The 22,260-nt window shown below is 57.9% G+C and carries 15 protein-coding genes; 7 read left to right on the top strand and 8 right to left on the bottom strand.

The window, feature by feature from the left end; translation table 11 throughout:
* Positions 1-99: 99 nt before the first annotated feature.
* Complete coding sequence (locus WBG04_RS15605; protein WP_424315384.1) at positions 100-5,958, top strand: hypothetical protein; 5,859 nt, start codon at positions 100-102, stop codon at positions 5,956-5,958.
* Between the two features lie 25 nt (positions 5,959-5,983).
* Positions 5,984-6,262 (top strand): amidase family protein, encoded by a 279-nt coding sequence (locus WBG04_RS15610; protein ID WP_424315385.1) that lies wholly within the window; start codon positions 5,984-5,986, stop codon positions 6,260-6,262.
* Positions 6,263-6,483: 221 nt separating this feature from the next.
* On the opposite strand, the gene WBG04_RS15615 is transcribed toward WBG04_RS15610, so the two are convergent.
* The 3 genes from WBG04_RS15615 to WBG04_RS15625 form a co-directional block, all read right to left on the bottom strand.
* Positions 6,484-8,097: a c-type cytochrome domain-containing protein gene (locus WBG04_RS15615; RefSeq protein WP_424315386.1), complete on the bottom strand. Its 1,614-nt coding sequence runs from the start codon at positions 8,095-8,097 to the stop codon at positions 6,484-6,486.
* A 70-nt stretch (positions 8,098-8,167) separates the two neighbouring features.
* A complete protein-coding gene (locus tag WBG04_RS15620; protein WP_424315387.1) occupies positions 8,168-8,392 on the bottom strand; it encodes a hypothetical protein in 225 nt (74 codons plus the stop codon).
* 116 nt (positions 8,393-8,508) lie between these two features.
* Entirely contained in the window at positions 8,509-12,075 is a 3,567-nt protein-coding gene (locus WBG04_RS15625) for a DEAD/DEAH box helicase (protein WP_424315388.1), read from the bottom strand.
* A 442-nt stretch (positions 12,076-12,517) separates the two neighbouring features.
* Here WBG04_RS15625 and WBG04_RS15630 point away from each other — a divergent pair, with 442 nt between their 5' ends.
* Genes WBG04_RS15630 through WBG04_RS15640 form a run of 3 tightly spaced genes read left to right on the top strand, consistent with a single transcriptional unit; the run spans position 12,518 to position 14,796 of the window.
* The gene (locus tag WBG04_RS15630) at positions 12,518-12,775 is read left to right on the top strand and encodes a FeoA domain-containing protein (RefSeq protein WP_424315389.1); all 258 of its coding nucleotides are present in this window, start codon (positions 12,518-12,520) and stop codon (positions 12,773-12,775) included.
* A gap of 13 nt (positions 12,776-12,788) precedes the next feature.
* Positions 12,789-14,669 (top strand): ferrous iron transporter B, encoded by a 1,881-nt coding sequence (gene feoB / locus WBG04_RS15635; protein ID WP_424315390.1) that lies wholly within the window; start codon positions 12,789-12,791, stop codon positions 14,667-14,669.
* A gap of 1 nt (position 14,670) precedes the next feature.
* Positions 14,671-14,796, top strand: coding sequence for a hypothetical protein (locus WBG04_RS15640; protein ID WP_424315391.1), 126 nt, complete (start codon positions 14,671-14,673; stop codon positions 14,794-14,796).
* 44 nt (positions 14,797-14,840) lie between these two features.
* Here WBG04_RS15640 and WBG04_RS15645 read toward each other — a convergent pair whose 3' ends face one another.
* The 3 genes from WBG04_RS15645 to WBG04_RS15655 are packed head-to-tail and all read right to left on the bottom strand — an operon-like array spanning position 14,841 to position 18,730.
* A complete protein-coding gene (locus WBG04_RS15645) occupies positions 14,841-16,844 on the bottom strand; it encodes a cytochrome c biogenesis protein (protein WP_424315392.1) in 2,004 nt (667 codons plus the stop codon).
* Position 16,845: 1 nt separating this feature from the next.
* On the bottom strand, positions 16,846-18,060 hold the full coding sequence (locus WBG04_RS15650; protein ID WP_424315393.1) for a cytochrome c biogenesis protein ResB: 1,215 nt from the start codon (positions 18,058-18,060) through the stop codon (positions 16,846-16,848).
* A gap of 49 nt (positions 18,061-18,109) precedes the next feature.
* Positions 18,110-18,730: a hypothetical protein gene (locus WBG04_RS15655; protein WP_424315394.1), complete on the bottom strand. Its 621-nt coding sequence runs from the start codon at positions 18,728-18,730 to the stop codon at positions 18,110-18,112.
* A gap of 95 nt (positions 18,731-18,825) precedes the next feature.
* Between WBG04_RS15655 and WBG04_RS15660 the strand changes: the two genes are divergently transcribed.
* The gene (locus WBG04_RS15660) at positions 18,826-19,710 is read left to right on the top strand and encodes a phosphatidylserine decarboxylase (protein WP_424315395.1); all 885 of its coding nucleotides are present in this window, start codon (positions 18,826-18,828) and stop codon (positions 19,708-19,710) included.
* Between the two features lie 533 nt (positions 19,711-20,243).
* Positions 20,244-20,519 carry a hypothetical protein gene (locus WBG04_RS15665; protein WP_424315396.1) on the top strand — a complete coding sequence of 92 codons (276 nt, stop codon included), beginning with the start codon at positions 20,244-20,246 and terminating at the stop codon, positions 20,517-20,519.
* A 309-nt stretch (positions 20,520-20,828) separates the two neighbouring features.
* On the opposite strand, the gene WBG04_RS15670 is transcribed toward WBG04_RS15665, so the two are convergent.
* Together WBG04_RS15670 and WBG04_RS15675 are read right to left on the bottom strand one after the other, a co-directional pair.
* Entirely contained in the window at positions 20,829-21,713 is an 885-nt protein-coding gene (locus tag WBG04_RS15670) for an ATP-dependent helicase C-terminal domain-containing protein (protein WP_424315397.1), read from the bottom strand.
* Positions 21,670-22,074 (bottom strand): hypothetical protein, encoded by a 405-nt coding sequence (locus tag WBG04_RS15675; RefSeq protein WP_424315398.1) that lies wholly within the window; start codon positions 22,072-22,074, stop codon positions 21,670-21,672. Before WBG04_RS15675 ends, WBG04_RS15670 begins: the two co-directional genes overlap by 44 nt.
* Positions 22,075-22,260 lie beyond the last annotated feature (186 nt).

Here is a 22,260-nt window from a genome sequence, read left to right on the forward strand (position 1 = left end):
CCGCTATTGACGAGCAAATACAAGCTCGCCATGTTTCCCTTGTCGTCCCAAAGACTTAAGTTTAGCCCACCATCTGGCAAAATCGACACGCCCGCCATCATGAGTTCACAGCTGCTACTTTTGTTCGTGTTGGTTTTTACTCTTGCCGCCACCAGTCAGGCAGGGGCTCGGAATCGGTCCATCCTTGGAGATGACCTTATGGTCAGAGCTTCAGGAAATGTCGAACTATACCGATGGGACGGCTCGACGGCCACCAGGACGAACGTTTTCACGAATTGCGAGCAGTTCACGGCGGACCAGGCTCAAGCATTCTATCTTAAGTCAAACCAGGTTAAGGTTTCAGTGGCCCACGGCACGGCTGTCAACTTCCACTCCAGCACCCAAGCGGTCAGCGACTTGATCCTGTCTGATCGCGACCTGCTCCTCGCCCGTCCCGGGGCCGCTTTCGCGATTCTCGACCGCTTCGATGGGCGAGAGCTCGGGACACTCCCCGAACCTGCTGACTCAGGCGCATGGATATGGGATCACCGCGTCGACGAAGGCGTGCTCGCCGGATTCCGGTCCGGTGCGGCAAGCTGGGAGGTCTGCGTCATTTCTCTAAGGGGTGACCGAAGCCCGAGTTACTGGAGCATGCCCCGCCTGAGACAAGCTGCGTCCGGCGATGCCATGTGGATCTGCCGTGGCGGACGGAGGGCCTGGTTTTCAGACGGGTCGCTGCGTGATCTTGCGACAGGAGAAGTTCGAATTGATGCGGGGACTTCGATCAATGCCGCCGACTCCATTTCACTCGGGATTCACGCCATCGCCGTTGGAGATACGATCCGATTTCTCGACCATGAGGGAAACCTCATCGAGGAATTCAGCCACTCCTCCGAGTTTACCGCTCTCGCATCCAGTGGTCACACGGTCACCTGCGTTGACGCTCGCCGCCAAGGATTGGTGATCGTCCTCACTGACGAACCACTCCGCAATCCACCCGTCATTCTTCCGCCGGAGCCCTACAATCCCTATTCGTTCGGGCACGTGCAGGGCCTTGCGGACGGGAGGCTCGTCCTGAGTGGCCCGGCCTCCAGACAAGCCCACGTTTTTGATCCCAGCCTCGGAGACTTCCACTTTTCCATTCAGCTGCCATCCCGTGGACGCGTTCATGCGTTCGATAGCATCAACCGGATTGGTTTTGCGCCTGAAAACCGCGCAGAACCACCGAGTTTCGCCGACTTCAATCCTCGCGCCTCTTGGAGTGTCGGTGCGGCCGCGCCCCACAACTACACACACATCCTCCACCGAGCCGCCACAGATACGGCATGGATGCTCTCGCTTGATAGCGTCAATGACTTCCAAATCGGCTGGAATGCCCTCAATGGTGAGATTGTTGAGGCACCGCTTCAGGGCGACATCACGACTGATGGAGCATGGGATGATGTGAGTCGGACCCTCCATGCGATGGAAGGCACCCGCACCATCAAGAAATTCGTAGCAACTGACGGAGGAGGTATCGAAATGGTGAGTTCCGTCTTCGAAGGCCTCGTCTCGGATGGAAATCCGACATTCGTCTCCGTGGCACCCGGTGGAGACCTGGTCGCCACCGCCGAAAGCGTATGGGGACAGGATCCCGGGCGCAGGATCGCCCGATTCGAAAACCGGGTGGCCGCAGCCGTCTGGACCGACGATAAGCAACTGGTCACACTCAGGGCTGGCTCCGGCAACACCACGATTCTCGAGGTCCGGCCCGGCCCCTACTACTGGGCCTCCGAAAGGAAACAGTTTCCGGGTCGCCCTGTGGCACTCCACCGGCATGGTTCAGGTCTGACTGTGGTTGTTCAGGATGAGGGAAAGCCATGGTTCATCTCCCTCGACTCATCGCTCAAACCCGATCCGCGAACGGTGTTGCCCCCAATGGATCCTGCCGGCATCAGCCTCACGGCGAAAGAACGGACTTCGCTCACTTTCAGCATCGGCGCGGGTCTAACAAGCAACGACGCGATCATTGCCGAATACCGACGCACATCGTCAATCGAGAAGCCTTGGATTCCCCATTCGTGTCACCCGGGTGACGCCGCTCTGATCGAAATCGACGGATTGGTATCCGGCTGGCAGTACCAGGTTCGTTTTACCGGAATCCGGGGAGGATTTCGTTCTCCAGCCTCCAATCTGGAGACTCATACCACGACCAAATCCATCGGAGCGCTTGATGGAAACCCCTTCCGCTTGAATGCCTCCTGGACTCCCGGCTCGGGCGTCCAACTCCATTGGGACGACCTTCTGAGCGAAGAGACCGGATTCCGGATCACGAGGCGCAACACGGTCAGCAACGAAACTCTAACATTTGATGTTGCCGCCGACTCCACTGCTTTCATCGACGCCTCCGCTGCCGGTGGCACCGAATACGAGTACACGATTCTCGCCAGACGCGGAAACTTTTCCGGCACCGCCTCCCCGCCGACCGCCGTTTCGACCCGGGATCCCGGCAGCACGATGTCCTCCCATATTGATTTCGAATTCGTCGATTTCGGACTTGTTGGTATATCCTGGAGGTCACTGGTCAACAACGGCGCCTTCGAGGTTGCGCTGGAAAAACGGGGCTCGATCTCAAGTGAATGGCAGCGTCTTGGAGTCTTCGGCTCCGACGTGAGCCACTATCTGGATATCTCGGCACAACTGGAGGGGAGATCCCAATACCGCCTGGTCCTGTTGAAAAGCAGTGGTCCGGAAGCGGAGCAGGAAAGTGAATGGCTGAGCCATGTTTCATGGGCATGGAAGGGCAACGAAGTCGCCAAACGGTATGGCGACGTGGTCTATCTCCGCGATCCGGGTCGGAATTTGGTTCGTCGCTATTCCTTGTCGGAGAAAGCATGGCTACCCGACCTCAAACTTCAGCTTCCCGAAGCTTGCCCAAACTTCTTCGTCTCACCCCTCGGGCTGTTTTTCGGAAATGATCGCGGAATCTTTCACCATCCCGCTGGTCCCGGCACAACAAGCCGGTTGGAATTGGGACCGGGGGTTTCGCAGGTGAGGGCTTTCTGGACCTCGGGCAACCGACTCCACTTCGCCACCCAAACCTACCCCGCAGGAATCCACAGCCTGAGATTCGAGGAGGGCGAAGTTCATGGCCCTGCCATCACCTCGCCCATGACATCAATGCCTATCGGGCCGGTCTTTCTCTCGGAAGATTCGCGCCAGGTCTACAACAAGCAGGCCGGATCCTTCGGAAACCTCGTCCGACTCGACGAGTGGGCACCTGGTCGCTTTGAAGTTTCTGAAGTCGCCACCCCCCCATCATCCGGAGCGTCTCGGTTCGTTCCGATTCCCGACTCGGACTACGTCATGGATGATCATGGATGGCGCATGAAACGCCAACAACTCGACTCGCCCATCCGGGTCAACCTGGGATGGCATCTATTCGGACTCTCGGACTCCGGGCATTTCCTCCTGCAGCAGAGCCGCCGGATCTACCTGCAGAACCACTTCCTCTCCTACCAAGGGAACGTGAGTATGCAACCCGGTGAATCCTTTGCCGCAGGCGGCCGGGAATACCTGCACCTGTTCAGGTTCGACCGGAATGACGACTCCGTCTGGAAGGAGCGAAGCGTGGAACTGAGCACCCTCGGATTCGAACCGATTGAGAAAACGATCCCGACATCTCTACCCGACTGGTTCTGGTCGACCCCGTCCGGTGTGCGTTGGCATCAGCCGAGAGATTCGAAGAAGCTCATCACCACAACCTCAAATGCGATGATTCCGCTCACCGGATACTATCTCCAGCACGCGATATCAGCGGATCAACGCCGTGCAGCAGTGCTCGTCGTCATGGAATCAGGCAGACTCGAAGTGAATCTGATCGATGGAGAGTCCTCGCAAGTACTTGCCGCGATTCCAGTCAATCCCGACAGCCACTCCGTTTCATGGGAAGACTCCCTTGTTCGGGTCATTTCACCCGCCACGTCAACGACCTACGACCTTGGAGGGAACCCTCTGACGAACACTCCCGGCGCGATTTTTCCGTCGATCATGGCAAGCCTTCCGGCCCCACAGGACTCTGTTTCCTTCACACGGACCGAAGGCAATAAGGCGGTGATTTCGTTTTCCGGAACGGACTTCTCGGAAGAAGTCACTCTCGATTCCGCAGCATCCCGACTGCAGCTCTGTGTCGCTCCGGAACTGGACCGCCTCTTCACCTGGCCGGGCGGACTTCGCAGCATTTTCGAACTGAGTGAGACCATCCATTTGAACTGCATCTCACCTGTCGACGTCTGCTTTGCATGCGATCGGCTCATCATTCTCGATGAGGCCGGCCCCGTGAACTGGGTCATCGCCTACGACGCCTCAAGCGGGCAGGAACTGCAGCGGAGAAGACTCTCGCACCAGGTTCGCTCGCTTGACCCCGTCACGACAGGATTCGAAATGACCGAGGTAGGTCTGAGCCATGGTGTGGCTCTCTGGAAAACCAATGCAGAGTTGGCCCCTGCACCAGACACTCATTCCTTTCCTCCTGCCGCGATCATTCCAATCTCATCCAGCGAGGGGGTCGAGGGAGACGACTTGGTCGTCTATCCCCAGTACTCGGGATCGGGGCCGTTCTCATCTCAATGGTACAAAGACGGAATCCCGCTTCCCTCCCAGGTTTCCTTGAATCTGGAACTGCCAGAGGCCGAGCCGTCGGACAATGGTTCCTATCATCTTGTGATCACCGGTCCGGGAGGCTCGATCCAGACATCTCCCCACCAAGTCGTCATCCACCCGCTGGCCGCCGAATCAGAACAGAAGTTCCTCGCCAGGAAGGGATTCAGCCTCATTGAATTTGGTCGCGACGGGCAAATCAGCAAAACCATCCCCATTCCGCAGTCATATTGGGAGCAGCCACGCAGCTTTTGGAAGGATGGGACCGGCCGCTATGTCGTGACCTACGGCTTCAACTTTAGTGAGGTCGACTACATTCTCGTTTCCGAAAGCAACGGTGGATGGAAGAAGCTCGAAGTTCCGTCTTTCGGCGACGGAAACACAAGCAATCTCATGATCCACCGGAACTCCATGAGGATAGGTCAATTCGACTACGACCTACCATCACAGCGACTGCGGCGATCCGAATTTCGCGCGCTCAGATCCTTCGGCCAGTATCTCGTCACCAAACGAGGAATTGAGGATTGGGATTTCAATCTGATCGTTGCCATCCCAGTCGGAAACATCCCGCTCGAGAACGGCTACGCAGTACCTTCAATCTACTCCAACTATGGCTATGGCGACCCATCCCTGGACGGAGTCTTCAGCCTTACTTCGATTGAGGACCTGTCCACCTTCCTCGTAAAAGTTCCCGCGACCTACTACAGGTTCTCTCCCGCATTAAGCCCGTTCACCCATGATGAGCTCCTGTTCATTTCTCAGGACACGATTCTGCTCTACAACATTGCAACCAACGAATGGACGAACATTCCCGTCCCTTCGGGCATGACTTACTGGGAAGCACGGGACATTGCACCATTGCACCGTCCAGATGTCACCTTCGACCTGAGCTCCCTTTCGAGATCCGCACCCGAACTTGCCTATTTTCTCAATGTCGGTTGGATCGCAAGAAACAGATCCAGCGCCGTTCACGAGATACAGGAATTCGGCCGCACATCGTCGTTGAAACCAACCGATCCCTCCGACCATTCTGATCTTTTGGTGTGGGACGATTTCTTCCTGCCTATCGAAAAAACGTGGCACAACTGGCGCACTCCGCAGATTTGGAATGGCATCCGATATTACGGTATGGATGTAGCACTTTCCTCCCAGACGAACCTTCCCATTTCAAAGCTCCTCTTCAGCACCGACCTCAGGAACTGGAGTGAGGAGCCTCCGCCGGGCGTCGAGGTTCGCGTGGTGTCATCGAGCCCCGCGTTCCGGATCGAAATGCCAGCGGACAGTGCCGAACTCCCGAGATTTTTCTTCAAGCTTGAAAGCCCTCCACTCCCCGCGAACTGATCGCCTGGCGCGGGGCCGAGGCTCGATGATCCAATTCGCTCATCATGGACAAGCTCATGCCATCCTTTCCCCAGCAACCCCCTCACCCGCGCGCAAGCTCGGGGAAAACAGTGACGACCCGCTTACCGAGTATCTCTCCGACATCTACACCATTGCCGCCAACCTCGCCGGCATCTGCGCCATCTCCGTCCCCTGCGGCACCGTCCCCGCAGACGGCGACAAGCAGCTCCCCGTCGGCCTCCAGATCCTCGGCCCCCACCTCGGCGAAGCAAAGCTCCTGCGCATCGCCAAAAGCGCGGAATAGAGAAATACGGAGAAGGACTTTTTAAGTCCTTTGCGGCGGAAGAGGGGTAAGGCGGTCCTGGGGTTGGGCGAAAGGAGTTACAAACTCCTTCTCCGTAGCGCTGAGAGAAATACGGAGAAGGACTTTTTAAGTCCTTTGCGGTGGAAGAGGGGTAAGGCGGTCCGGGGGTTGGGCGAAAGGAGCTACAAACTCCTTCTCCATAGCGCTGAGCCATTCGGACATCAAAGCCCCATCACAATCTCGCAATCGGGCATCTTCTTGCGTAGCTCTTCCAAACCCGCCTCATCCACCTGCGTCTGCCAGAGGTAGAGACTCTTCAACTTCGGCAGGTCGGCAAGCTTGGAAACTCCACTCGTCGTGACCGCCGTGCCATAGAGATTCAGGGATTCCAACTCCACCAAACCCGCAATCACCTCCAGAGAAGCATCGCTCACCTCGGTCTCAGGAAGCCTCAGCATGCGAAGCCTCTTGGCACCGGCAAGCGAAGCAATCCCTTTGTCACTCACCTTCGTCGCCGATAGATCCAAAGTCACCAAGTCGCCCATCACCGGCTCCAATTTGGCAAGCTCCTCATCCGAGAACTTCTGACGCATGCTCACCGCCGTGAACGTCAGACCACTTGAACTTTGCGATTCGAAATTCAAAGCCGACGGAAAATCCTCCCGCAGCTTCTCGACTTTGGCGGTTAGAGCTTCACGCTGCTCGTCCTCCTTGCTCGCCTCCTCTTTCTTGGCTTCCTCTTTCGCTTTCAGCACTTCGGGCGGCACGATCCTGGCGATGGCCGCCTTCACCGGCTCAGGGATTTCGACTTCGGAGAGCTTCGCATCAGGCGAGGCACCACTGTCGATCCACCATTCAAGGATCACCAACTCGTAGTCTTCGATCTGCTCCTTGCCCTCAGGCGGCATGTGCTCGTCGTCATCTTCGGGAAGATGAATGCGATAGATGATATTGCTATCCAGAGCATTGCCCGGCTCAAAGCCTTCGCCTTCCTTGCCGCCAACAAGCAAAGCCTCATAGCTATCCATCCGCAACTTGCCCTTTTGCTTCTCCTCGCCGTGACAGGACACACACTTCTGCTCGAAGATCGGCTGAACGAGATGCGTGAAGACAACCTGATCCTCGACGGCAACCGATGGCTTCACCGGTTCTTCGGCATCACCTTTCAGCGGCTCACCATCTTCTGGCGGAACGCCATCTTCGGCAGCGGGCGCATTCCGGAGCGGAAGCTGCTTCACGCCTGGAATCTGGTTCACCCAAGCGCGGACTTCATCCGGCTCTTCCTCGCGAAGAAAATTTTTCCCATGGGTGATCGATCCTCCGTCATGACTGGCGACCGTCATCACGCCAGCGCTTCCCAAAAGCATCAGCACGTAGAGGAAATTTCCTTTCCCCCCGGCGAGGTCCACCCAGCTTTTGACGACGAATGCCGCTACCATCGCGCAGGCAAAACCAATTCCCCACCAAAGGTGATCCTCGATCAAATCACCGCTGTATCCACCGGACTGATAGAGAAGAAATCCCGCGATCACCGCTGCCACTGCCGAAACGGCGGTGAAAAAAGCAGGCACCAAAGTTGAGGATCCCTTGTCCTTGCGGAACAGCTTTCCCAGCTCCATCAGGATCACCAACGAAAGCATCCCAATCGGCAGATGGAGCAGCACCGGATGGAAGCGTCCGACGAATTTTCCCCATTGAGAAACCGCCTCCTCGGATGGCTCACCGGCGAGCCACGGCATTGCAACCATTCCAATAATCGCGGCAATCCCGAATGCCGTCAGGAATCCGGCACGGGTTTTGGACGGAGCAGGCTCGGGTAGTTCTTGATCGGACATTGTCAGGTGGTTCTACGCTGAAAATCGAACGATATTTCGTAAAGCGCGACAAGCCGGTCAGCCAGCTTTGTCAGACATCAACCACGGGACCTTTCCCACTCGTCTCCTTGGTCGTCTTTTTGCCCATAAACGGAAGAAATCTTGAGATATCGAAGCCCAGCGCTGACATCGATTTGACGAAAATCAGCAGTGCCGTGGCCTCGTCAAGAAACGGCAGTGGGTCGGGCGCTATCCCAACCGTCAGGAGATAAATCCCCGAAACCGCGGCAAATATTAGAGTCAGAAGCTTTTTCACTATGACTGATTATACGCTCCATTCGCGCGAAATCAATCAGCAGAGGAATTTCCCCGCAAAAACCCATCACCTCCCGGAATCAGTCTTCCGGAAGGCATCGGGCAATCGCTCCAAGCTCATTCCTTGCTCTTCGCCGTCTTTTTGGGGGCGGTCTTGACGACAGCCTTCTTCACCACCTTTTTCGCGGGCTTGGGAAGATCCTCCTCGTCCTCTCCACCGTGGTTGAGAATGAACTGCAGATCATCGAGTCCCAGATTCGATGCAAATCCCTCGTCGCCGAGCACGTTGGTCACGAGCTGCGTCTTCTGGTGCTGCAGGATCCGGATCTTTTCCTCGACCGTGTCGCGAGTCAGCAAGCGGTAGGCGATGACCTTGTTTTTCTGACCGATCCGGTGCGTCCGGTCGATCGCCTGATTTTCCACGGCAGGGTTCCACCATGGATCGTAAAGGATGACGTAGGACGCGGAGGTCAGGTTCAGACCGGCACCGCCCGCCTTGAGCGAAAGCATGAACACCGAGGCGTCCTTGGTGGTCTGGAAGCTTTCGATCTCCCCCTTCCGGTCCTTGGTCTGGCCGGTGAGGTAGTGGAAGGGACGGGCTTCGAGCTCGAGACGCGCCTTGATCAGGTCGAGCATCGACACGAACTGCGAGAAGACGAGCACCTTGTGGCCCTCTTCATAAAGCTGATCGAGCAGATAGAACAGCGACTCCATCTTGGCGCTCTCTTCCTTCAGATACTTCGGATCGATCAGGCCGGGGTGACAGCAAATCTGGCGCAGACGCATCAGCCCCTGGAGAATCGCGAACGAGTTCTTTTTCACCGCCTCGTCGGAATCGAGCCCGAGCAGCGCCTTCTGAATGCGTTTCAGCTCGGCCTTGTAGAGGTCCTGCTGAATACCCTCCATCTTCGAGTAGACTTCTTCCTCCGTCCGCGGCGGCAGATCCTGCGCCACCTGGAGCTTCGTCCGACGCAGTAGGAACGGACGCAGTCGGGCGGCCAGACGGTTCTGTGAAAGCGGATCTTTGCGCTTGTCGAAGCGCTTCTTGAAGTAGGCACGACTTCCAAGCACCCCAGGCATCGCGAAGGCCATCAGCGACCACATGTCGAGCAGGCGGTTTTCAATTGGCGTTCCCGTCAGCACCAGGCGATTGCCAGCATCCAGCTCACGCGCGCACTTGGCGGCCTTCGAATCCGGGTTCTTGATCTGCTGGCCCTCGTCGAGAATGACCGTCAGCCACTTGATCTCGTTGAGCAGGTCACCGCAAACGCGGAGCTGCGCGTAGTTGAGAATCAGCATGTCGACATTCTCCTGAATGTGCTTCACATCGAGATCGTCGCGATTGCGCAGGATCTTCGAGCGGATGCCCTTGGCAAATTTCTGACCCTCACTGTCCCACACATCGAGAACCGACTTCGGACAAACGATCAAGGCAGGACGATGAGGCTCCTTGGCTTTTTCCCGCGACTCAAGAAGCCACAGGATATAACAGAGCGATTGGATCGTTTTTCCGAGACCCATGTCATCGGCAAGGATTCCACCAAAGCGATTGGTCGCGAGGTAGGCGAGGAATTGGTAACCTTCGATCTGATAGGGACGAAGTGTTGCATCGAGACTCGCCGGCACATCCGGTTTGACTTCGATGGTGATTTCTCCGGCGCTGTCCTTGATTCGCTTCCAGGCTTTCGGATCGAAAACCTCGGCCGCCTTCGGATCGGCGAGCTGGAGGGCATGCATCCGGTGGGTTTCGCCAGAGAGGTCGAAAGGATCGAGTCCCAGACGGGTAACGGCATCGCGCTGTTCCGGGTCGAGCTTGATCTCGAGGCGCATCCACGAGCCATCCTCCATGCGGACATAGCCACCACGGGCAGCGACGAGCTGGCGGATCTGGGCTTTGGAAAGATTCACACCCTCGACGTCGATGACGATCTTGAGATCGAACCAGTCGATGTCCTGATTCACCACCTCGAAACGGACAGCTGCGGTGACTGGGTCCGCGAGAATCGACTTCAGTCGAGTGTCGATATCCAGCTCAAGTGTGTCCGGCATGGCGGCAATCCACTCGGCAAATTTCTCAGGGAACTGCTTGGTGATCCGGGATTTGAAGGCGTCGAGCTTCTCGTCGTAGGTCAGACCCATCTCTTCGAGAATACCGGGAACCGCATAGAGCTCTTCGCGCGCGAAACGCAGCAGCTGCTTGCCCTTGAGGGTCTTCTGTTCGACCAGCTCCCATCCTTCCTTGACCAACTTTTCCTTCCGGCGGTCCTTGGCTTCGATCGCCGTGACTTCGATGACCAGATGCTCGGTTTCGGCAGCGGTCAGGCCTGCGACAAGCTTGAGCTCGAAACGCGGCTTGAGTTCAAGATCGACCACCCGCTTCTTGAGCGACTCGGGAAGCGAGGCACCGATCTTGCGGAGAAACTCCACACCTTCCAGCGAGTCGATCACCTTCTTCGGGATGTCGTAGCGCGGCATCACCTCGGTATCCTCAAGCCAACGCGGAGGTCCCGGGAAAACGGTCTCGTCCGATTGATACAACTCCTGACGGCCCGGCAACATCCGCACCGAGTGGGAGACATGCTCGCCTTCGTCGGTCACCAATTGAATCGCGAAACTACTAGGATCATAGGGGTTGTCTTCACAGATCCAGCGCAGCGCCTTGTCGACCACCTTGAACTCATTCTCATCAAGGTTCACCAGGTAACCCTGAAGCGCCGGCTGGCGGAAGACCCGGTTCATGAATCGGCAGGCATCCTCGGAGTCGAAATCGAAAGTCGTGTCTCCATACTCCCGGTAGTAGGCGAGGAAGTGTTCCCACAGCACCTGACTGGGCGCATCCATCCGCAAGGCCGCTTCGTTGAAGAGCGGAAGCAGGCGTTCAATGTCGTTCTTCTCCCGAAGCTGGTGCCATTCACCCTCCCCCTCCTTGCACTCGAGGCGCGCCTCGTTGATCGTCGCCACTAGGCGAAAGGCGATCTTCACGGGCTTTCCAACCGGAGGACTTTCGTTGACCTGCTCGATCCGATCATACCAGGCCGCGACTTCGCGCTCCTGCTCCCAATCAGCCATCTTCTTCTGAACATAGTTCAAATCGGTGACCACGTTCATGAACTCCGGATAAGGGAGCTTCTTCTTGTAGAAAGCGTAACCGAGGTAGTTCCAGAATTCGAGAATGTCACCCGGCGGCATCGGCCAGAGCTCGAGCGGCTCGTAGGTCGTGATCTCCCAGCGCGGGGTCAGACGAACCATGTCGTGATCGTGGATCTCACCCTCGATAACGTAGCGACGGTAGCGTTTCTCGACCTTGGAAACGAAATCCGCCTCCTTGTCGTCCAGCTCGCGACCCAGCTTGTCCTCGATGATGTCGAGAATCGGCGTGTCATCGAACTCGTTCGGTGACTCGGGCAGGTCTTCTCCCCGATGCATGCGCTCCATCATCGTCGCGTATTGGCACGCCCCGGCGATCATCTCATCCTCAGCCGTGCACGAACCAAACCAGCGGTTGCCCTGAAGGCGCAGACTGGTCCTGAAAGTCCCGGTCTCATCTTCAACCCGGCCCTGAATGAAGAGGTGGTTTCCGAAAATCTGGGTCACCGTGCCCTCACGTTGAAGCATTTCGCCACGGGTTCGGGCTTCTTCGGGAAAGCTATTGAGGAAGTTCAGCGTCGCGCGGTCCGGATTCATGACAAAAAATACAGAAAAACCGCATCCCATCCCGGAGCTCGATCTTTGAGCGCAGGTGGGGAAGCGGGCCGCGAGTCTAAGCCCTGCTCTTGAAATCCCGCAACAAAAACCTGAGCCACGAATCTGCGTAGAATCCAGAAGGATTCAGGCAGACAGCAATAGGCCGGGTAGTTGAATTCTCGAAGCCCTGTCAGAGAGACTTCACGCCCGATCAAACGCCCTCAAAGGATGACCAGCTACCCTACGAATTCGGGTGCATGACCGGATTCGCCAACCTTTATCCATTCGTTTTGGAAATCCGTACTATTCGCGCATTTCGCGATACAAGCTAGAGCCTCGATGAGTATGAAGCTCCTGAAGATCGGCTGGTTCGCCCTTCTGCAGCGATTACCAGCATTTTCTTGTTGCAACTCGGTCTCAATTACAGGAGCCTTACGAAGTCATGCCGCAAGTGCTCGCACAAGATTTGGAAACTGACAGCCTGCAAAGCCTCGCTCAGGCCACAGTCGGCTGTGATTTCCACATCAAAATGCTGGAAGGTCCCGCCTGCGATCAACTGCGGCGCCTCGGCTTTTGTGAGACCATGCAGGTCCGCAAACTGGCCAACGGGCGCAATCTGATTTGCACCGTCTGTGGCACGAGAATGGCACTTAGCCGAGACCTCGCCCACCAGGTGAAGGTCGCGCCAGTCCCCGCCTGAGCCCTCGGCGATCATGGAGGAGAACATCGAAACGGTCGCCCTGGCCGGCAATCCCAATGCCGGGAAGACCACGCTTTTCAATGCACTGACCGGTTCGACCGCCAAAATCGGCAACTACGCCGGAGTCACCGTTGAAATCAAAACCGGTGAGACCTTTACTCCGCACGGTCGCAAGCTCAAGGTCGTGGACCTTCCCGGCTGCTACTCGCTCGACGGAGATTCGCCGGATCAGCAGGTCGCCCGCCACGCCATCTTGGGAGAAATCGAAGGCAAGGCTCGGCCGAATCTTGTCATCTGCGTCGTCGACGCCTCCAACCTCGAGCGCCACCTGATCCTCGCCATGGAAATCATGGAGACGGGTCTCCCGGTCATCATCGCGCTCAACATGATCGATCTCGCCGAGAAGTCCGGCCTGCGTCTCGATCCCCAAAAAATTTCCGAAGAACTCGGGGTCCCGGTCGTTCCGATGCAAGCCAACGCCGGCAAAGGCATCGTCGAACTCAAGCAGGCGATTCGCCACCCGCTACCTCCCGCAGCGGACACTCCTTGGACGAAAGAGGAAGATCCAGAAGCGGCTCGTCGCACCACCGCTTACAGCATTTGCGAAATGGGTGCTCGTCGCCCGAGTACCCACACCGGCACGCTTTCCGACCGTCTCGACGCCTACTTCCTCCATCCCGTGCTCGGCTGGGTTTTCCTGATCGGCATCATGCTCGCGGTGTTCTGGTCGATCTTCTCGTGGGCCGGCATTCCCATGGGATGGATCGAGGAGAGTCAAGGCTGGCTCGAAGGACTGGTCGAGGGATCAATGGCCGAAGGCGATCTGCGCGACCTCATCACCGGTGGCATCATCGGTGGCGTCGGCTCCGTGATCGTCTTCCTGCCGCAGATCCTGATGCTGTTCTTCTTCATTGGCCTGCTTGAGAGCTCCGGCTACATGGCGCGCGCCGCCTACATCATGGACGGTCTCATGGCCAAGGTCGGACTAAGCGGCAAGGCCTTCCTCCCACTGCTCAGCTCCTTCGCCTGCGCCATTCCCGGCGTGATGGCGACCCGCACCATCGGCTCCGCGAAAGAACGACTCGTCACCATCTTCGTCGCCCCCTGGATGAGCTGCTCGGCGCGACTCCCCGTCTATTTGCTGCTCGTGCCCATGCTGCTCGGCGGAAGCGAGGGAGGCCTCACGCAGGCACTGATTCTAACAGGCATCTACGTGCTTGGCACACTCACCGCCTTTCTCGCGGCAAAGATTCTCCGTCGCAGACTAGGGCCTGATGAAACCACCCATCACTTCATCCTCGAACTCCCGCCTTACCGCGCCCCTCAGTGGGGCTACATTTTCCGTCATGTCCTCGACCGCGGCTGGGCATTCGTGCGCAAGGCCGGCACCGTCATCCTCGGCTTGATGATCCTGCTCTGGGCGGCCCAGACCTACCCCAAGACCGACAGTGAAGACCCCGCCGAACAACTCAATCACTCACTCGTCGGCCGCATCTCCAATGTCATCGAACCAGTCGTCCGTCCGATGGGATTCGACGGGCGCACCGGCACCGCCATCCTGACCTCCTTCGCTGCTCGCGAAGTCTTCGTCGGCTCCATGGCCCAGCTCTTTCAGGTGGAGGAAAGTGATGATGAAGAGGAAACCAACATCAACCTGCGCGAAACCCTCGCGGCCCAGACCTGGCCGGACGGCAGCCGGATGTTCACGCCACTGACGGTGATCTCCCTGCTCATCTTTTACATCTACGCCCTCCAATGCCTGCCCACCTCCGCGGTCGTCGCCCGCGAGGCCGGTTCATGGAAATGGGCGGTTGGCCAATTCTTCTTCATGACCTTCTTCGCCGCCGGTGCCTCTTTGGTGGTGTATCAAGTCGGATCGATGCTAGGATTCTGACATGGATGATTGGCAATCATGGGCCGCCGCCGGCATTGTGCTCTTCACCTTGGCCGCCTTTCTCTTTCGTGCCTTGAGAAAGAAGCCCAGCAAAGGTCATTGCGACGACTGCTCCTGCGGGAAGTAGCGCCCTCCCTGAGCGCGCCCCCTGGTCTTTTCGCCATCGGGCGATCAGCTCTCGGCCTTCTTGAGACGCCGCGCTGGTTCCTCCTCGGCCCTACTGCCATTTTCCAGGGCACGGGCGACGAAGCCAAAGAGCAGGAAAATCCCGACCAGACCGTAGAGCAGCCAGATATACTGCCCGCCTTCGGCAAAGCCATAACTATGCAGGCCGGTCCCGAGAAGATTCACACCCCACCATGAAAAGGTCACGATGGCGGCCATGAAAATCGCGGCTAGATGAATCCCCCACTCGCGCAAAAAACCACCCAGGCGTCCATGCAGAATCGCCAGATTCGCCAGCACGATCATCAGCGCGCCATTCTCCTTCGGATCCCAGCCCCAGAAACGACCCCATGAGTCATTGGCCCAGATGCCACCAAGCACCGTACCGACCAAGGAGAGGAACAAGGTCAGGCACACCATCCCATAGACCGCTCTCGTCAAAGAACGGCGCAATTCCTTGTCGCCACCGTCCAATCGCAGTCCGCGCAAGAGCACGTAAACCATTCCCAAGAGTGCGGTTACCAATCCACCGGCGTAACCAAGTGTGATCGAGATCACATGAGTCGTCAGCCAGTAGTTCGAACGCAATACCGCAATCAAAGGATCCATGTGATCCTTCGCATCCCCCACTTCGAACATCCGCGCGAGCAGGATCAGCATCACCCCCGCGATCGGCAACACGCCGAGCGCGTAGCGACGCTTCGTCAGCAACTCGGTCAAAGCTCCAAAGATAATCACCGCGGCAGCAATGAAGATGATCGTGTCGTAGAGATTCCCGACCGGAGGCCGCTCCATGATGATGCATCGCTTGACGATGGGAATGATCGTATAAACCAGCCCGAGCATCGTGGTCACCCAGACGCCGCCCGCCAAAATCTTCCCGGCCTTCGTGCGGCCGGTCATCCACATGCCGATCGTCAGCACCGTCCCGAACAGGAACCACACCAGTGCATAGAGGAACCAGTTCTTGTGGTAGTAATCAGCCTCCAGAGGCACGTGCTTGTATTCCCCCCGGGCCTCTGCCCGCGAAACCACATTCTCTTTGAATTCACCGAGCTTCTCACGGAACGAGGCCTCGCTTTCAGGCAAGGCACGAGCAACCGCTTCCATCGAAGCGATGTCCTCGATCGACTGCTCCGCTTCACGAGTGGTCATCTGCATCACATTCATCACCCGCTCACCCGGACTCAACCACTTGGTATCCCCTTCGTTTCCGGGAGGAAAAACGAACATCCCGAACTTCGACGCGTTGGCACCGTTGATCAACTGCTCAAGAAGGTTCTGCACGTGAGTCGGAATCGGAGTCCCTTCGGCCTGACTCCTTTGGAGCACGCCCTGAATCACCTCCGCGGTGGCCATCACCGAACTGGCATCCGCCCGCTTGGGTTGATCTTCCGCCCCACCGAGTGAGTCCATGACCAAGCCAGATCGCGCCATGCCGAAGGTGCCGAGCAACTGCTCATAGGTCTGCACATTCGAAGCCAGCGCCATGATCTGCTTTTCCATCGGATTACGGCGATTCGCTTCGATCTCGCCATAACTCCCCGCCAACTCAAAGAGCCGGTCCCGACCCGGTTCGATGTCGCTGTAGCTGTATCGATCGCGCCGCTCGCCGGGCGTCACTCCGATCGCCCGCAGGATCTCCGAATCCTCAATCCTGAAGGACGGCATCTTGATCGAATACTGGGGGCGGAAGAAGGCATCCATCAGCCACGCCAAAGGTTTGATCCTGATCTCTTCGCCACCCTCATCCGCCGTCAGCTTCATCGAACGGGCGCCATACATCCGCAGCATCGTGAAACCGGCATAGGTCGCCAGCGGTTTGACCCTTCCACCGTCCTGGACCGGAATGGTCTCCGCCACCAGCAGCGTCTCCTTTTCCCAAGGCTGATAGCCGGGAATGTTCCGCACATGTTCGGGCGGCGTCGAATTCCTATAGGTCGCGACCAAGGCCAGCGCAAAAAGCAGCAAGCCAAGTCCGAAAAGTGTCCAGCGGGCAGGTTGATTCATCTTAAGCTTTGGTTTTTGGACGATTCGATGCACGCAGGTGCATCGTGAATTTCATCACGAAGTGGAACAGCAAACCCACCGTGACCACATAAAGACTATACTCCGGCCATTTGTCCGCCGGATTGGAAACCACTTCAAAACCTGAGAACTCGGGTCCTTGCTGCTGTTGCGGTCCACCACCCATCGTCCGTTGGAAAAAGGTGAAGCCCCCCGCACGCATCGGCTCGTTCATCTCGATCCGCAATTCCACCGGCTCCGCACCGTCCTCGATGCGGACGATATCACTATGGAAGGACTTCGGCCGACTGGAGTTCGGAAAGTATTCCGCGACCGCATCCTCGAGTTCCACCTTGAAAGGAACCGGCAGCGTCTGCTTCACCATCCGCACCGCAAATTTCCGATCATCGACCTCGATCACCTGTGGCGGATAATCCTGCAGGCCCGATCTCGGCGGCGGAATCGCCAGAATAAAGGGCTCCCCCTTCGAGCCATCCTCAAAAACCGCCCGCGCATAGCAGGCCGCGCCATCCAGTTCGCTCTCCTTGTTGACCGGAATCTCCCTGAGCGTCCAGCCATCGACTTCCCGATTTCCGGCCTCCTCGCCGGCCGGTCTCACCATGGCGTTCTTCAGCCAGCCCGTAATCTCCAAATCAAAGGGCTGCTGCGGGAACCTCACCAAACGTGCGTCCGCTTCCTCCAAACCAGACAGCTGCTTGTCTCTCGCCACGCTGATCTCCCCGGCGACCTCGCCGTCCACGATTTCCATCACTTCAATGGTCGGCTCGGTCAGCGAAATCGCATAGTCCGCCTTATCCCCTTCGACCAGCATCATCACCCCGCGCTCCTCGTAGAGCTGCGCCACGCCACCCGCTGCGATCATGAAAATAATGCCGAAGTGCGAAAGCACCACGCCGGCGGTCTTCCAGCCCTTGCGTGCCCGGATCAGACCTCCACAGATCATGTTGACCAATAGCAGCGCGCACACCCAGTAACCACCCGGCAGCGGCAGCCAGACAGTCTTGCCGTTGATTTCCGGAATGATGTACCATTCACGCCAGTGGAAATACTTCCTCAGCGTCGCCAACAGCCCGTGATCGACCTGCTCAAGCGTCGCCAACCAGGTCAGAACACCGAGGACCACGAGCAGCGTGGTCGCCAGTCCGAAACCGGAGATCCATTTCCAAAAACGGATTGGCAGTGATTTTGAGTGACTCATGAAATCCTTTGCTAGTTGGCGCTCGTCCTTACGTCGGTGAATTCCCCATTCATTCAACCGGCTTCAGCCCTGCGACGAAGGCCCGGAGCCTGGCCTCTTCGTCCGCTACCGCTGCGGCGGGTCCGATCATCTTGACGGTCAAAATCTCGCCGCCCTTCTCGGCAACGACACCGAGCAAGCCGTAATCCGACTGCGAGGGGCGACCCATCCCAGGCGCGTAGTCGCCATCCAATTGCAGGAACACCCCCTCAAAGCCCGCGATCTTGATCTTTTCCAATCCAGCCAAACTTTCCGCATCCAGACCCGGGCGTCCGAACTGCCCCACCCAGCGGTTGACGTTGTCAATCACCCCACCACGGCTCAGCGAGACCGAAACCTCGCCGCCATCGCCGAAACTGTAGTTGAGCAGCCGGAAAGCATTGCCCGGCAGCTCCGTCCAGCCCGCAGGCAGATCACCCGCGACGACCGGCGAAGCAGGTGCCTCCCCCGTTGGCTGGGGCAACGATGGCATCCCGCCCCCGGTTCCAAAGCGATCATTGTTCGTCGCATCCAACTTCAGCCCATCGTCCCGCATCGTCACCGGACGCGTCTCGGTAACCGTTGTCTCCGAGTTTTTGCGACAGGATCCAAACACAAGTAACGCGGCAATCACGAGGCTCAGGTTTCTCATCGCGCGTCCGATAGCCTCGCATATGCCGACAAGCAAGGAAGGATCGTCCAACTTTTACGCTCCCCCAAGCGGAAATCGGCGTTCATCCTCCGCGCGTGGAGCCCATCAGATTCTTCAACCGCCAGAATGGCCAAATCGAGACCGAAAAGGTCTACGGCGAATCCTTCCTGCGTTTCTCCTACGCCAACCCCCTCGGCGCGCTGCCCCTCCACGCGATGGTCAAGCGCGCCGCCTTCTCCCGCTGGTATGGCAAACGCATGGATCAAGCGGAAACCCGCTCCAAAATCGCCCCCTTCATCGAAACCTACCACCTCGATCCGGCGGACTTCGCCGATGCTCCCGAGTCCTTCGCCAGCTTCAACGAGTTCTTCTACCGCAAACTCAAACCCGAAGCCCGCCCGATCCACTCCGATGCCCCCGCCGTCTTTCCCGCCGATGGCCGACACCTCGGCTTTCCCAAGATCAGCGCCATCGATTCGTTCTTCGTCAAAAATCAGCGCTTCGATCTCGGGAAACTCCTCGCCGACGACGAACTCACCTCCCGCTTCGCCGACGGCACACTTGTTCTGTCCCGTCTCTGTCCCGTCGACTACCACCGCTTCCACTTTCCCTGTGCCGGCACCCCCGGCAAGACCCGACAAATAGACGGCCCCTTGTTCTCCGTCTCCCCCATCGCCCTGCGTCGACGCCTCGCCTATCTCTGGGAAAACAAACGCACCATCACCCGTCTCGAATCCCCTGAGCTCGGCCTCGTCCTCTGCATGGAAATCGGTGCCACCTGTGTCGGCTCCATCCACCAGACCTACACCCCCGACCAGCCTGTTGGAAAGGGCGACGAAAAGGGCTACTTCGCCTTCGGTGGCTCCTCAACCATCACCCTCTTCGAACCCGGCGCCGTAAAGCTCTCCGCCGATCTGTTAGAAAACAGCGCCAAGCAGCTCGAGCTCTACTCAAAAATCGGCACTCCGATGACCGAGTAGCAAAGCGCCGCAATCCCCCCATGGGAGGTGGCAGCCCCCCGCATCACAACTCAAGGCGTCTCTCCCCTCACCAATCGCTCGCCACCAATAACCAGCGATCCCAACCCCAACGGGGTTGCAGCCTTCAGCTCCCAACCCCGAAAGGGTTGTGTCCCTCAGCCCAGGGTTGCCGGAGTGAAACGCAGGCTACCCTGGGTCTGTCATGCCCAAAACTCCCAACCCCAACGGGGTTGCATCCTAACCGCACAAATCCCAGCCGCCCAACCAACCCATCGCGTGGGGCGCAGCCCTCTACGCGACGCGACGCGACGAGACGAGACGCGACCAGCTCTAACAGGTCCTTTCAGGCAGCAGCGATGGGCATCCCATCCAACCGACTCGTCACCCCCAGTCCATGCGCTCCCACCAGCACCTGCAAAAACACCGAAGGCTTGTAGGTGTTTTGGACAGGAGCGAATGCGACGTGCCCCGCAGGGGTAAGGGGCCGGGCTGAGGCCCCGAATCAAATAAATCTGCGTCGTCGTGATGTCTTCATGCCCGAGGTCTTGCTCGACAAGGATGGCAAGGAGCTTGCCCGATTGAAGTCTGATGGAACGGCGGTTGCCAAGGGTGATCATCGCCTCGGCAAGATTCTTCCCAACGGAGACATCGAAATGGATCCGAACAAGAAATTCACGTGGGAGAAAGGTAGTCTGAAGCTAGGTGACGATGGCCCTCTGATCGAGCTCGTTCCTGATAAGCCCGCGGTCAGACGCTGGGCTTCATTTTTGGTCCTATTGAACTTCACCGCAGTGCCGCAAAAACCATAATAGCGAATCGGGCCCCGGGGAGTAGCTAGCTCCCCGGTCCCACACCACCCTGCGTACGGCTCCTTACAGGGCGTTTCCAATCAGACTCGGACTTCTGACCCGCAGTGCAGCTTGATCCAGATGGCCTCCAGGTCCGGAAACAGGGAAATAGGTTCAGTCAGGGTTTTCTCTTTTTTGCTTGGTAATGCAGCTCGTCTCGCACCCTACCCATCAGTGGCGCACGGTGTGATTGCCATTCCTCTGGATCTCACGATTGATCCAAACGGCCAATTTCCTGATAGGCAAACGGGGCACCACGAACCATGCTTTTCACCAAGGCAATATCGTCTCCCACACACTCGCTTTCGCACAGTCCACCACGGCCTCCTCCTCACTCATCCGCCGGAACCGTCCCTTTTTTTCAAACTCATCAAGGCCTCGCCTAACAGCCTTCAACTCGATTCCAAGCCCGGTCACTCGAAGCGCCACATGAAGGGCAATAATCAGCAAACCGATGGCCATGATCCATGCTGGAGCCACACGATGAAAGACCAGTGAAAACACAAAGATCACGGCCACGAGAATGGGTAGGATCTTGAGACTCCACCAGCCGGTCCGACGCTTTTTGGCAACGGCTAATCCATCCTGTTCCAGCAGTCTCAATCCACAGTCCCGGAGAGCACTACCCAGTGCCGCCGCATCCCTGAGATCGTTCGGTTTCTTCCTCGGTTGCCCCAGCTTCTCGTAGAGTTCCGAAACGGTCATCGAGCACTCCACCCGACGTCCTTTATCTCTCACCCGTTTCCAAAACCACCACCGAGCCACCCACGCTGCTATCAGCGTGAGGAGAGCAATGATGATCAACAGTCTGGCCACACCCCAGCTGAACCCATCCTCGCCGCGCCCGCAACACGGAATCAGTCCCGCCATGCGAAGTTGATCGCGCCTTTCTCGGATCCTCCGCCGGGGATGCTTGGGATCGCGCCACGCCAAATCCTTCCGCATCCGGGCGTAGCCACTCCTCCAGAAGCTCTCCAGGTCCCTGGTCATCTGCCACGCCCGCTGATTCGCTGCCTGCGCATGCACCAGCACCGGTACCTTGCCGCCGGCAATTCTCGGTGTTTTCCAAACCTCGAACAGATCCCGCACCCACAATCCAAACCACGAATCCTTACCGTGCTCGCAGGTCGCCGTGGCCGAGCGTCCATTCGCCAAATCGATCCGTTCCGGAGCATAGCTCGCGAGCCACCACCTTTTGCGGCGCGCTCAGCCAATCCTTCAAAACCGGCCCCACCCCCACCTCCTTGATCTCCTTGAAGCTCGCCGCTCCGTGACAGATCTGAGCGACTTCCGACGCCCTGTTCTCATCTTTCCATCCCGGCAGCGCCATCTCCGTCATCCATTCGCTCACCCAGGCCAAGCGGGCGCACCACTGGTCCACCGCCACGTCCCACTTCTTCAAGATGAGTTCACCCGCAAGCACCCGCTTCGCCAGCTCCTCGACCGCCGCATCCGGATTCACGCCCTGATCGCTGTCCTTGGATTCCAGCACCAAATCAAAGGAAAGCGGATCCACAGGAAAGGGGGATTGCGGTAGGAACCGCCGTTGTCGGCGCGCCGACCGTGCAAATCCGTACGTGAGGGACTACCTCATACGACTCCTGCCGTGAGTCGGGCATGGAGGTCGATCAAGTTCGCCTCTAGTACACCGTTTGCAAAGTTAGAGTGCACTCGGAAAGGAATATGGAGAGGAAGATGGCGT

The organism is Haloferula sp., assembly GCF_049672945.1.
Taxonomy (GTDB): domain Bacteria; phylum Verrucomicrobiota; class Verrucomicrobiia; order Verrucomicrobiales; family Akkermansiaceae; genus Haloferula.

Coding starts and splice junctions, on each gene's coding strand:
- WBG04_RS15640 (WP_424315391.1), top strand. CDS start 14,671: ATGGATGATTGGCAATCATGGGCCGCCGCCGGCATTGTGCTCTTCACC.
- WBG04_RS15665 (WP_424315396.1), top strand. CDS start 20,244: ATGCCCGAGGTCTTGCTCGACAAGGATGGCAAGGAGCTTGCCCGATTG.
- WBG04_RS15655 (WP_424315394.1), bottom strand. CDS start 18,730: ATGAGAAACCTGAGCCTCGTGATTGCCGCGTTACTTGTGTTTGGATCC.
- feoB (WP_424315390.1), top strand. CDS start 12,789: ATGGAGGAGAACATCGAAACGGTCGCCCTGGCCGGCAATCCCAATGCC.
- WBG04_RS15605 (WP_424315384.1), top strand. CDS start 100: ATGAGTTCACAGCTGCTACTTTTGTTCGTGTTGGTTTTTACTCTTGCC.
- WBG04_RS15615 (WP_424315386.1), bottom strand. CDS start 8,097: ATGTCCGATCAAGAACTACCCGAGCCTGCTCCGTCCAAAACCCGTGCC.
- WBG04_RS15610 (WP_424315385.1), top strand. CDS start 5,984: ATGATCCAATTCGCTCATCATGGACAAGCTCATGCCATCCTTTCCCCA.
- WBG04_RS15625 (WP_424315388.1), bottom strand. CDS start 12,075: ATGAATCCGGACCGCGCGACGCTGAACTTCCTCAATAGCTTTCCCGAA.
- WBG04_RS15645 (WP_424315392.1), bottom strand. CDS start 16,844: ATGAATCAACCTGCCCGCTGGACACTTTTCGGACTTGGCTTGCTGCTT.
- WBG04_RS15650 (WP_424315393.1), bottom strand. CDS start 18,060: ATGAGTCACTCAAAATCACTGCCAATCCGTTTTTGGAAATGGATCTCC.
- WBG04_RS15630 (WP_424315389.1), top strand. CDS start 12,518: ATGCCGCAAGTGCTCGCACAAGATTTGGAAACTGACAGCCTGCAAAGC.